The 12,028-nt window shown below is 62.6% G+C and carries 13 protein-coding genes; 3 read left to right on the top strand and 10 right to left on the bottom strand.

Going from position 1 to position 12,028, the window contains the following annotated elements; genetic code table 11:
• The 8 genes from rpe to EOA85_RS14085 form a co-directional block, all read right to left on the bottom strand.
• Positions 1-558: ribulose-phosphate 3-epimerase (rpe, locus tag EOA85_RS14120; protein ID WP_127209846.1), on the bottom strand; the 558-nt coding region annotated here is incomplete at its 3' end.
• A gap of 62 nt (positions 559-620) precedes the next feature.
• Positions 621-1,559: a CbbX protein gene (gene cbbX, locus EOA85_RS14115; RefSeq protein ID WP_127209845.1), complete on the bottom strand. Its 939-nt coding sequence runs from the start codon at positions 1,557-1,559 to the stop codon at positions 621-623.
• Positions 1,560-1,567: 8 nt separating this feature from the next.
• Positions 1,568-2,002, bottom strand: a complete 435-nt coding sequence (locus EOA85_RS14110; RefSeq protein WP_065010919.1) for a ribulose bisphosphate carboxylase small subunit — start codon at positions 2,000-2,002, stop codon at positions 1,568-1,570.
• Positions 2,003-2,020: 18 nt separating this feature from the next.
• The gene (locus tag EOA85_RS14105; RefSeq protein WP_164759649.1) at positions 2,021-3,499 is read right to left on the bottom strand and encodes a ribulose-bisphosphate carboxylase large subunit; all 1,479 of its coding nucleotides are present in this window, start codon (positions 3,497-3,499) and stop codon (positions 2,021-2,023) included.
• 36 nt (positions 3,500-3,535) lie between these two features.
• Positions 3,536-4,615 carry a class II fructose-bisphosphate aldolase gene (gene fba, locus EOA85_RS14100; protein ID WP_127209843.1) on the bottom strand — a complete coding sequence of 360 codons (1,080 nt, stop codon included), beginning with the start codon at positions 4,613-4,615 and terminating at the stop codon, positions 3,536-3,538.
• A gap of 12 nt (positions 4,616-4,627) precedes the next feature.
• Entirely contained in the window at positions 4,628-6,664 is a 2,037-nt protein-coding gene (gene tkt / locus EOA85_RS14095) for a transketolase (protein ID WP_127209842.1), read from the bottom strand.
• 10 nt (positions 6,665-6,674) lie between these two features.
• Complete coding sequence (locus EOA85_RS14090; RefSeq protein WP_065010922.1) at positions 6,675-7,547, bottom strand: phosphoribulokinase; 873 nt, start codon at positions 7,545-7,547, stop codon at positions 6,675-6,677.
• 5 nt (positions 7,548-7,552) lie between these two features.
• A complete protein-coding gene (locus tag EOA85_RS14085; protein ID WP_127209841.1) occupies positions 7,553-8,599 on the bottom strand; it encodes a class 1 fructose-bisphosphatase in 1,047 nt (348 codons plus the stop codon).
• Between the two features lie 123 nt (positions 8,600-8,722).
• Between EOA85_RS14085 and EOA85_RS14080 the strand changes: the two genes are divergently transcribed.
• On the top strand, positions 8,723-9,682 hold the full coding sequence (locus tag EOA85_RS14080) for a LysR family transcriptional regulator (RefSeq protein ID WP_127209840.1): 960 nt from the start codon (positions 8,723-8,725) through the stop codon (positions 9,680-9,682).
• A 75-nt stretch (positions 9,683-9,757) separates the two neighbouring features.
• On the opposite strand, the gene EOA85_RS14075 is transcribed toward EOA85_RS14080, so the two are convergent.
• Together EOA85_RS14075 and EOA85_RS14065 are read right to left on the bottom strand one after the other, a co-directional pair.
• Positions 9,758-10,183: a hypothetical protein gene (locus EOA85_RS14075; RefSeq protein WP_164759648.1), complete on the bottom strand. Its 426-nt coding sequence runs from the start codon at positions 10,181-10,183 to the stop codon at positions 9,758-9,760.
• Between the two features lie 468 nt (positions 10,184-10,651).
• On the bottom strand, positions 10,652-11,110 hold the full coding sequence (locus EOA85_RS14065; RefSeq protein WP_127209839.1) for a nuclear transport factor 2 family protein: 459 nt from the start codon (positions 11,108-11,110) through the stop codon (positions 10,652-10,654).
• Between the two features lie 112 nt (positions 11,111-11,222).
• Here EOA85_RS14065 and EOA85_RS14060 point away from each other — a divergent pair, with 112 nt between their 5' ends.
• On the top strand, positions 11,223-11,801 hold the full coding sequence (locus EOA85_RS14060; protein ID WP_127209838.1) for a TetR/AcrR family transcriptional regulator: 579 nt from the start codon (positions 11,223-11,225) through the stop codon (positions 11,799-11,801).
• A 47-nt stretch (positions 11,802-11,848) separates the two neighbouring features.
• Positions 11,849-12,028, top strand: a 180-nt coding sequence (locus EOA85_RS14055; protein WP_281033732.1) for a beta-ketoacyl synthase N-terminal-like domain-containing protein, incomplete at its 3' end; no start/stop codon positions are given.

The following is a 12,028-nucleotide window of genomic DNA, read 5'->3' as shown; positions in this document are numbered from 1 at the left end:
GACCAGGGGCGCGGTTTCGGGCGTGACGCCGCCGTCGATCTCGATGTCGATCGGGCGGTTGCCGATCAGTGCCTTGATCCGCCTGACCTTGTCGACGACCGCCGGAATGAAAGCCTGGCCGCCGAAACCCGGATTGACTGTCATCAGAAGCACCAGATCGAGCCGGTCGAGCACATATTCGATGACACTTTCCGGCGTCGACGGGTTCAGCGATACGCCGGCCTTCTTGCCAAGATTCCTGATCGCCTGCAGCGAACGATCGAGATGCGGCCCGGCCTCGGCATGCACCGTGATGATGTCGCAGCCCGCATCGGCGAAGGCGGCGAGATATGCATCTGCCGGCGCGATCATCAGATGGCAGTCGAAGATCTTGTCCGTTCGGTCGCGGATCGCCTTGATCACCGGCGGGCCGAAGGTGATGTTGGGCACGAAATGGCCGTCCATCACGTCGAGATGGATCCAGTCGGCACCCGCCCGGACGACCGTTTCGACCTCGTCGCCGAGCCGCGAGAAATCCGCAGAAAGCACCGAGGGCGCGATGATTGTCTTAGTACCCATGGTCGTCGGCTCCCATTCTGTCTACCGTTTCCGGTCGCTGCACACCAACTGGCGTCATCTTGTCAGCGCGCCTTCGTCTCCGGTTCGCCTTCGAGCTTACCTTCCGCGAACACGCGGCTGCCGCGAATATCGGATTCTTCAATGGTGATAAGATCGGTTTTCGTCAACGCCCGGTCGCGCGACGCGAAAAGCCGGTTGGCCTGGCGAAGCCGCGCCCGGTCGAGCCCATTGCGGACCGAGCGGGCGTTGGAGAAATGCGGCAGCCGCATGCGTATCGGGAGATACTCTTCGAGCGCCTTGGCCGCCGCCTCGCTGAGACGGTAATTCTGTTCCGCCAGCATGATCTCGGCGATCGATTTGAGTTCGCTGACGCCGTAGTCGGGAAAATCTAGGTGGTGGGCGATGCGCGAGCGCATGCCGGGATTGCTGTCGAAGAAGCGGTCCATCTTGTTCTTGTAACCGGCAAGAATCACGACCAGGTCGTCACGGTTGTTTTCCATGCATTGCAGAAGGATTTCGATCGATTCCTGGCCGTAGTCGCGTTCGTTCTCGGGCTTGTAGAGATAGTAGGCCTCGTCGATGAAAAGCACCCCGCCCATGGCGCGCTTGATCACTTCGCGGGTTTTGGGCGCGGTGTGGCCGACATACTGGCCGACGAGATCGTCTCGCGTCACCGCGACCATGTGGCCTTCGCGGACATAGCCAAGACGATGCAGGATTTCGGCCATCCTGAGCGCCACGGTGGTCTTTCCGGTGCCGGGATTTCCCGTAAAGTTCATGTGCAGCGTCGGCGCGCCCGAGGTCAGGCCGAACTTGCGGCGAAGCCGGTCGACCAGGAGCAGCGCCGCGATCTCGCGGATGCGGGTCTTGATGGGCTTCAGGCCAACGAGTTCGCGGTCGAGCTTGTCCATCACCTCGTCGATGTTAGACGCCTCGAACTCGGCCTGCAGATCAACCGCTTCGTCCTGCGCGGCAGCGCCCTTTGCTATCGCATCCAGCATGGTTTCGGCTAGCTCCGCTCGCCTTCGGGCCTGTCGGTCGCGTAAGGCACGATCGAATAACCCTGGCTGCGGCCGTCGCGCTCCTGGCGCAGCAGCCGGAACCCGGGTTCGTTGGGCGGCCGGTTGACGATGAACGACATGCGTGGCGCTTCCCAGCCCTTGGTCGAATCGAAGGCGGTGACCCTGACATACATGTTGGGCATGGCTTTCCGGCAGCTGTTGACTTCAAGCAGGATGCCCGCCGGGTCCTTCAGGTCGAACATCGGGTTGCCGTACATTTCCCAATAGGTGTTTCGCGGATGCGGATCGTCCGTGTACTCGACGCTGACCGCCCAGTGGTTTTTCAGCGCGTATTTGATCTGCGCCGAAATCTGCTCATCGGTCAGGTCGGGCAGGAATGAAAACTGTCCCTGCGTGACCTTGTTTCCCGGATTGGTCATCATGGCGACGGTTCCTTTCGTCTAGAAGCTGGGCGTTGCGGTTGGCACGAAGTCGGCCGTGTCGGTCGATTCGTAGTTGAAGGTGACGTCCTTCCAGGTCTCCAGGGCCGCCTTCAGCGGCGTGCACCATCTGGCCGCCTGCTCGAGGATTTTGGTCCCTTCGCGCAGATAATCGCGGCCCTCGTTGCGGGCGAGGATCATCGCCTCCAACGCGACGCGATTGGCCGTCGCGCCGGCCTGGATGCCGTCCGGATGGCCGATCGTGCCGCCGCCGAACTGCAGGATGACGTCCTCGCCGAGATAATGGATCAGCTGGTGCATCTGGCCGGCATGGATGCCGCCCGAGGCAACGGGCATCACCTTGTTGAGCGAGGCCCACTCCTGATCGAAGAACAGCCCGGTTTCGAGGTTCTGCGGCGTGCGCTCCTCGCGCAGCGTGTCATAAAAACCCTTGATCATCAGCGGGTCGCCTTCCAGCTTGCCGACCACGGTGCCGGCATGGATGTGATCGACGCCGGCCATCCGCATCCATTTGCAGATGACGCGAAAATTCATGCCGTGGTTCTTCTGGCGCGAATAGGTCGAGTTGCCGGCGCGGTGCAGGTGCAGGATCATGTCGTTGCGGCGTGCCCATTTGGCCATCGACTGGATCGCCGTGTAGCCAATGACGAGGTCGATCATGATGATGCAGGAGCCAAGCTGTTTTGCGAATTCGGCGCGCTCGTACATCTCCTCCATCGTGCCGGCGGTGACGTTGAGATAATGGCCCTTGACTTCGCCGGTAGCGGCCGAGGCCTTGTTCACAGCCTCCATGCAGTAGAGGAAGCGGTCGCGCCAGTGCATGAAGGGCTGCGAGTTGATGTTCTCGTCGTCCTTGACGAAGTCGAGGCCACCCTTCAGCGCCTCGTAGACGACGCGGCCGTAGTTGCGGCCTGACAGGCCAAGCTTCGGCTTCGTCGTCGCGCCGAGCAGCGGCCGGCCGAACTTGTCGAGCCGCTCGCGTTCCACCACGATGCCGGTCGCCGGGCCCTGGAAGGTTTTGAGGTAAGCCACCGGGATGCGCATGTCCTCGAGCCGCAAGGCCTTGACTGCCTTGAAGCCGAACACGTTGCCGATGATCGATGCAGTCAGGTTGGCGATTGAGCCCGGCTCGAACAGGTCGAGGTCGTAGGCGATGTAGGCGAAGTACTGCTGCTCGGTCTTGGTGCCGGGACCTGTGTTCGGCACCGGCTCGGATCTGAACGCTTTGGCGCGGTAGAGCTCGCAGGCGGTCAGCCTGTCGGTCCACACCACGGTCCATGTCGCAGTAGAGGATTCACCAGCGATGGCGGCGGCGGCCTCCTCGTGGTCGACGCCGGGCTGCGGCGTGATCCGAAACATGGCGATCAGGTCGGTTTCCTTGGGCCGGTAGTCCGGCTCCCAGTAGCCCATCTTCTTGTAGGGTATGACGCCCGACTTGTAGCGTTCCTTGCCTTCCTTGAGGGTGCCTGCTGACGGCATGTCGATCTTGTTCATAACAGGTCTCCTGTTTGCCGCTCAGGCGGCTTTCGCGGTTGCGATTTGCGGGTCGAGCTTTCCCGCGGCGTAACGTTTGGCCATCTCGTCCATGGCGATAACCCTGATCTTCGAGGCGTGGCCCGCTGTGCCGAAGCGTTCGAAGCGATCGCGGCAAAGATCGCGCAAGGCGTCCACGGCGGGTTTCAGGAATTTGCGCGGATCGAATTCGCGCGGGTCCTCCGTAGCGATGCGGCGGAACTGCCCGGCCATGGCCATGCGGCAATCGGTGTCGATGTTGACCTTGCGCACGCCGTAGCGGATGCCGCGCTCGATCTCTTCGACCGGAACGCCAAAGGTCTGGGGCATCTCGCCGCCATATTTGTTGATGATGTCCTGTAGTTCCTGCGGCACCGAGGAAGAACCATGCATGACCAGATGCGTGTTGGGCAGCTTTTCGTGGATCGCCTCGATCACCTGCATGGCCAGGATGCCGCCGTCCGGCTTGCGGCTGAATTTGTAGGCGCCATGCGAAGTGCCGCAGGCGATCGCCAGCGCGTCGACCTGGGTGGCGGTGACAAAGTCGACCGCCTGATCGGGATCGGTCAAAAGCTGGTCGTGGGAAAGCGCACCTTCGGCGCCATGGCCATCCTCGGCCTCGCCCTGGCCGGTTTCCAGCGAGCCGAGCACGCCGAGCTCGCCTTCGACGGAAGCGCCGACCCAATGCGCCATGCGTGCGACACGTTCGGTGATGGCGACGTTGTAATCGTAGCTCGCCGGCGTCTTGGCGTCCGCCATCAATGACCCGTCCATCATCACCGAGGTGAAGCCGTGGCGGATCGCCGAAAGGCAGGTGGCTTCGTTGTTGCCGTGATCCTGATGGATGCATAGCGGAATGGCCGGATGCATTTCGGTCAACGCCTCCATCATCTTGGCCAGCATGATGTCGTTGGCATAGGAGCGGGCGCCGCGCGACGCCTGGATAATGACCGGCGCGTCGCAGGCCTTGGCCGCCTCCATAATGGCGAGGCCCTGTTCCATGTTGTTGATGTTGAATGCGGGCACGCCATAGCCGTGCTCGGCGGCATAGTCGAGAAGCTGGCGAAGGGTGATGCGGGCCATTATCGGGTCCTCCTAGATGATGAGCTTCAGCGTCGCTGCGGCGACGGCTTCGGGCGTGATGTCGAAATGCCGGTAGAGATCCGGGGCAGGGGCGCTGGCGCCGAAACCGGCCATGCCGACGAAAGCGCCGGTGTCGCCGATCCAGCGATCCCAGCCGAGCCGCGCCGCGGCTTCGATGGCAATGCGCGGCGCCGAGCCGAGGACGGCCTTGCGGTAGTCCGCATCCTGTTCCTCGAAGAGCTCCCAGCATGGCATCGAGACGACCGCGGCGGCGATGCGGTGTTCGGTTTCCAGCCGTTCGGCGGCGGCAACGGCAATCTCGACCTCCGAGCCGGTGGCGATCAGCGTCACGGCGCGGTGCTCGGCTGGCTCGCGCAGGGTGTAGGCGCCCTGGCTCGACCGGTTCTCGTCGCTGTGTGGCTCGTCGCTGTGTGCCTCCTCGCTGTGTGCTTGGCGCAGCATCGGCAGGTTCTGGCGCGAGAGCACCAGCACGCTCGGCCGGTTCTTGCTCTTCAGCGCCAGTTCCCAGCACTCCGCCGTTTCGATGATGTCGGCCGGCCGGAAGACGTTGAGGTTCGGCGTCGCCCGTAGCATCGCCAGGTGCTCGACCGGCTGGTGGGTCGGGCCGTCCTCGCCGAGCCCGATGGAATCATGCGTCATCACATAGATAATGCGCTGGCCCATGAGCGCTGAGAGCCGCATCGCGCCGCGCGCATAGTCGGCGAAACACAGGAACGTGCCGCCATAAGGCACGAAGCCGCCATGCAGCGCGATCCCGTTCATGGCCGCGGCCATGCCGTGCTCACGGATGCCGTAGTGAATGTAACGGCCGGCATAGTCATCCGGCGCTATGCGATCCATGCCCTTGGTGATCGTCAGGTTCGAATGCGTCAGATCTGCGGAGCCGCCGACTGTCAGGTCGGTCGCGGCGTTGATTGCGCCGAGCGCCATTTCGGAGGCTTTTCGCGTTGCAACCTTGGTCGCCTTCTCGACATGCTCCTTGCGGAAAGCGCCGAGCGCTTCGAAGACTGTGTCGGGCAGGTTGCCGGCGACCGCGCTCTCGAGGGCCTGGCGCTGAGGCGAGGCGGCAAGCCGCTGCTCCCAGGCGTGCCGCGCCGCTTGCCCGCGCTCGGCAATCTCGCGCCAGGCGAACAGGATGTCGTCCGGCACCTCGAACGGCGCGTAGGCCCAGCCGATGTTTTCGCGCGTCGCGGCGATCTCTGCATCGCCCAGCGGTGCGCCATGTGTCTTTTCCGAGCCGCCCAGATTGGGCGCGCCCTTGCCGATCATCGTGCGGCAGGCGATCAGAGATGGTCGATCCGATTGCTGTGCTGCTTCGATTGCCGCAGCGACGGCCCCCATATCGTGGCCGTCCACCGATTGGACATGCCATCCGGCGGCTTTGAACCGTGCCGGCTGGTCCATCGATGTCGACAGCGAAGTCGGTCCGTCGATCGAGATCGCATTGTCGTCCCAAAAGACAATCAGCCGGGAGAGCTTCAGGTGACCGGCAAGGTCGATCGCCTCATGGCTGATGCCTTCCTGCAGGCAGCCGTCGCCGGCGATCACATAGGTGAAATGGTCGACGAGATCGGCGCCGTGGCGGGCAGCAAGCATGCGTTCGGCCAGTGCCATGCCGACGGCGGTCGAGATGCCTTGTCCAAGCGGACCGGTGGTCGTCTCGATGCCAAGCGCATGGCCATATTCCGGATGTCCGGCGGTACGGCTGCCCAGCTGACGAAACCGCTGCAGTTCCTCGATCCGCATGTCGTCGTAGCCGAGCAGGAAATGCAGCGCGTATTGCAGCATCGAGCCGTGCCCGGCCGAAAGCACGAAGCGGTCGCGATCGGGCCAGTTGGGCGCCGACGGATCGATATTGATGAAGCGGCTGAATAGTACCGTCGCGACATCGGCCATGCCCATCGGCATGCCAGGATGACCGGAATTGGCCTTTTGGACGCTGTCCATCGCCAGTGCCCGAATGGCATTCGCCATGTCGCGCTCCGAGACGGCTGCGACGGGCTTCAATGCTGCTGCTTGGCTGTTCATGGCGTCCTCCTCACGACACACGGTTCTTGCGTTCGATCAATTGCAGGATGAGCGGCGTCAGGATCAGCTGCATGGCAAGGTCGAGCTTGTTGCCTGGCACCACTATGGAATTCGGCCGCGACATGAACGAGTCGTGGATCATCGAAAGCAGGTAGGGGAAATCGATGCCGCGGGGGTTGGCGAAGCGGATCACCAGCATCGATTCGTCGGGCGTCGGAATCCAGCGCGCGATGAATGGGTTGGACGTGTCGACGATCGGCACGCGCTGGAAGTTGATGGCGGTCTGCGAGAACTGCGGGACGATGTAGCGGACATAGTCCGGCATGCGGCGCAGGATCACGTCCATCACCGCCTCGGTGGAATAGCCGCGCGTTGCCCGGTCGCGATGGATCTTCTGGATCCATTCGAGATTTATGACCGGCACCACGCCGATCTTGAGGTCAGCGTGCCTGGCCAGGTTGATCTTGTCGGTGACGACGCAGCCATGCAGGCCCTCGTAGAAGAGCAGATCGCTCGGCGGGAATTCGCGCCATTCGGTAAATTGTCCCGGCGGCGTGCCGTACTGCTTCTCCTCGTCTTCGTCATGGATGTAGGTGCGGGTCTTTCCGGTTCCCCGGCGGCCATATTCCTCAAACACCTCTTCGAGGATTCCGAGTTCGTTGGCCGCGGCATTGAAGTGGGTGAAGTTCGGATTGCCTGCCTTCTCCTCCTCGGCCACCTTCACCTTCATCGTGGCACGGTCGTAGCGATGGAAAGCGTCGCCCTCGATGAAGGCGGCCTCGATATTCTCGCGCCGGAAGATCAGATCGAAGATGCGCTTGACCGAGGTGGTGCCTGCGCCCGACGACCCGGTGATGGTGATGATGGGGTGCTTTGCCGACATGATGCTCAAGCCCTGAACAGGCCGCGGCGGCTGAACAGCGGCGCACGCTCGCCGATGGCGCTGGGCTCGGTGTGATAGCGGGTGATGCGCGCGACTTCCCGCGCCGATCCGAACACCACGGGGACGCGCTGGTGCAGGCTCTCGGGTTCGATTTCGAGGATGCGGGAGATCGTATCGGTAGCGGCACCGGCCGCCTGTTCGATGAGATAGGCGATCGGGTTGGCCTCGTAGACGAGGCGCAGCCGTCCCTGGCGATAACCCTTGCGCTTGTCGCCTGGATACAGGAATACGCCGCCGCGCATCAATATGCGATAGCAGTCGGCGACCAGGGAGGCGATCCAGCGCATGTTGAACTCCTTCTCTCGTGGGCCTTCGGTGCCTTCGAGGCAGTCGTCGATGTAGAGCCGCACTGCCTCGTCCCAATGCCGGTAGTTGGCGGCGTTGATGGCGAACTCCTGGGTGCGCTGCGGGATGATCCGGCTCTCGTAGGCCTGGACGAAGGTGCCGAGCCTGGTCGAGAGGACGAAGACATGCGTACCGCTGCCGAGCGACAGAACCAGTGCCAGCTGCGGCCCGTAGATGAAGAAACCGGCACCCAGCTGGTTCACGCCTGCCTGCAAAAAAGAGGCGGCCGGATTTTCGTCCGGCGCGCCAGTTGCAGGGAGGAGCGAGAAGATCGTTCCGATCGACACGTTGGTGTCGATGTTGGAGGAGCCGTCGAGCGGGTCGATGGCGATGGCGAGAGGCGCTTGCCTGTCGAGCAGGACCGGCTGCTCCAGTTCCTCGGAGGCGTAGAGCGCGACCGGAGCGTGGCGCATGGCGTTGAGGAAGATGTCGTCGGCGAAGATGTCGAGATCCTTCTGGATGTCGCCATCGGCATTGGCGCCGCGGGTCCCGGCAAAGGCGGTGCCGAGCACCCCTTGATTGATGGTGTTGCGGATATTGGTAGCGGCCTGCGTCAGCTGGCGGACAGTCGCCACCACCGCGGAGCGCAGCTCGTCCGGCGGGCCGAGATAGGAATTCAGAAAAGCATCGAGCGTTGCCGCTGGCATCGTAACCTCCCGATCCAGCCGCCTCTCCTCGGGACGGCCGGACAGGGGAATGAGAACAAACACCACCGGATAAGTAAAATTCAATAACTTTACTTCTGTACTAAAAAAAATTTAGTATGTCGCATGAGAAACCTCACGCTCAAGCAATTCAAGACAGTTCAGGCAATCATCAGCCACGGAAAAATCGTCAGCGCGGCCAAGGCGTTAGGCCTGTCTCCTCCAGCGCTGACGATCCAGTTGCGGCAAGTCGAGGAGGAGTTCCAACTGGCCTTGTTCGACCGGACGTCGGACGGTATGCGTCCCACTGCCGCAGGTCTGGCCTTCGTCGAGACGGCGCAGGCGATCGAAGAGCGGCTTCGCCTGCTCGAAGACAGGATGGATGCGATCAAGGGCGTGCGCATCGGCAGCTTGAGGCTGGGCGTCGTTTCCACCGCCAAATATTTCGCGCCGCGGCTCATGGCCGGCTTCATGAAGGAGCATCCCGACATCGACATGCGGCTTGCCATCGGCAACCGCGCCGAAACGATCGACAGTCTGAAGAACCACGACATCGACATTGCGCTGATGGGACGCCCGGCGAAGGAAGTCCCGGTCCGTGCCTCGGTCTTCGGCGATCACCCGCTGGTCATCATCGCGCCGCCCGACCACCCGCTGGCCTCGGCACGCGAGATATCCAAGGAGCGGATCGCCGAGGAGCATTTCCTCATTCGCGAGCCCGGCTCCGGCACCCGCATCTCGCTGGAGATATTCCTGAGCGACGTGCCCGGCCGCATCGACGATCTCGGCGTCGAGATGGACTCGAACGAAACGATCAAGCAGGCGGTGATGGCCGGGCTCGGCATTGCCTTCATCTCTGCCCACACCATCGCCGCCGAAACCGAAGCCGGCCGGCTGGTCATCCTCGACGTTGTCGGCATGCCGATCCGCCGGCAATGGTTTTCGGTGATGCGCAGCGATCACGCGATCTCGCCTGCCATGGCGACGTTCCACGACTTCCTGATGCGCAAAGGCGCGATGTACCTGCCCCTGTTCGGCAAGCTCTATCCGCACGAAGAACCGAACACTAGAGGTCGCGCGAGTTAGGGCGCGCGGCCCCAGGACAAACCCCTTCAGACAAACGATGCCCTCGTCGCTCTCAAGTTAGATTGCGTTTGACCTTTACATCGGCCCCACGGACGCGAGCTCTCGGCCAGCAGCACGCAGGCTGCCGTCTGCAGGACGGGTCAGTGCATTGGCGTCGGCTCGCAGGTGCACGTCGGTCTCGGACGACACCGTCACCTCCTCGCCGGACCTCGAGAACGCGTAGAGGGCGCCCCGGTTGCCCGGCATCGAAAAGGCCACGGAGTCCCCCTCGGCGAGGCCCAAGACGACGCGCTGCGGATCGCCCCCGATCTTCGGCGCGAATGTGGCGGTGACCTCCAGGAGGTCGCCGTCGACCGGGACGTAATAAGCGACCATGTCAAGGTGTCCCTCGTGCAGGCTGCCGCCTTCGATCGGGCTTCCTATGGTGGCTTCCTCGGCAATCGCCGGGGTGGCGAGAAACAGCGCGGCCAAAATCGACGCGCTCAGGGTTCTGCGGATCATCTCGTATCTCCTTTTTTAGATTTCGTTTGAACTCTATAGGAGATAGATTACGAGTGCAATCTAAAAAAGAAAATTGGTGATGCGTGTGAGTCGCAGGCTGCGATGGCCATTCTCTCGACGATGGTCGGTGCGGTGCTCCTCTCGCGGGCCGTCAACGACGAGCGGCTGTCGAAAGCGGTTCCTAAAAGCAGCGGCCGAGGGCGTGCAGATGGGGTCGTCTGCGGACGATGAACAGCACGGATCGAGGCAATGACCGAGCGCCCCCGCGGCGTCACCGTCGAGCACATAGCGCGCCACACAGGTGCCGTCCACGCGAGTTCAGCGGGTCGATTCTGATGATCGAGGGTCGGGAGGCATCGCTGGTGGCGAAATACTTATTTGCCGATCTGAGGCGATAGCCGGCCAGGCGATGACGGGCCACGGGCCAGCGCACCCGCGGTCACCCACGCGGTGGGCCTCTGACCGCGCTTAGCCCACGATTTGTTCGGCGACAGCTTCTTCGAGGCCAGTTGCCGCTTGGGCGGCAAGAGCGCGGGCCGCTGCCTGTGAATCGTAAAATTCCTCAAGTGCATAAACTCTGCCCCACCGCAGCGTGAACACGTGGAGACCACGGTTGACGTACGAGGCGTCGCCGTTGAGCAGCGTTGCGGTGCCGTCCCACTGGGCGAACACGGTGGTACGCCACGGCCAGCCCTTCACCCAGATGTGGTTGACCGTGAGATGGAGATTGGGGAGGACGCGGCCGAGGCGCTCAAACCAGCGGCGCACGGCTTCTTTGTCGTGCCGCTCACCACCAAGCGCGTGGGCGCCGGATACGCGATGATGAACATGCGGCACGAGTGCTTTCACCGCCTCATCCCAGCGATGTTTGTTGACGTGATCGAAGCTTTGCCGGATCGATTTCTCGACAAAATAACTGTAGAGCATTTGACCTCTCCTCCAAACTTGATCGTCGGCACCGTGCGCAGCTAAATTGGATTGCGTTCGCACTCTATATCTGCTATAGATGTCGATCGCAAGCTAATTTAGGAGGTCGACCATGCGCGTGAGTCGCATTCAGGCTGCGGAAAACCGCGAAACCGTGATCAATGTGGCAAGCCGGCTTTTTCGGGAGCGCGGGTTTGACGGCATCGGCCTTAAGGACCTGATGGAGGCTGCGGGGCTGACCCAGGGCGCGTTTTACAAGCAGTTCGCGTCCAAGGACGATCTGGCGGCGCAGGCGTCCAGGCGGGCGATGAAGAGCGCCACACTCCGGTGGTCGGCCGCGACTGCGGCAAAATCCGAGAATCCGCTTGGCGCGGTGATCGCGTTCTACCTCAGTATGGACCATCGCGGAGAAAAGATGGACGGCTGCCCGATTGTCGCGCTCGGTTCGGATGCCGCCAGACAGGGCAGCGACGTGAAAGCGTCGTTCGAAGCCGGGATCAGGGAGCATCTCGAAATCCTCGGCCGTTTCATTGCCGAGGCCAATGGTGAGGAGTCCGATGGAAAGGCCATGGCCATTCTCTCGACGATGGTCGGTGCGCTGACGCTATCGCGCGTCGTCAATGACCCGCACCTCGCCCAAGCCTTTCTGGACGCGGCGACCGAACAGGTTCGTGAAGCAGCCGGCGCTTGAGCGGCATGAGCAGCGCTGGCGGCGCAGCCAAATCGACAGGAGAATAGATGCGACGGATCGTTGTTACGGGCATGGGAGCGGTCACGCCCCTTGCTGCCGATGTCGAAGCGTCCTGGTCGCGCCTCCTGGCCGGCCGCTCGGGCATCCGCAGGCTGCCGGACGATGTGGTGGGAGACCTGCCGGCGAAGATCGGCGGGGTGGTCCCGTCGCTGGAAGACGATCCGGAC

The organism is Mesorhizobium sp. M5C.F.Ca.IN.020.29.1.1, assembly GCF_003997375.1.
GTDB lineage: Bacteria > Pseudomonadota > Alphaproteobacteria > Rhizobiales > Rhizobiaceae > Mesorhizobium > Mesorhizobium wenxiniae.
Note: the sequence above shows the minus strand (reverse complement) of the source record. Positions and strands in the feature narration are given on the sequence as shown.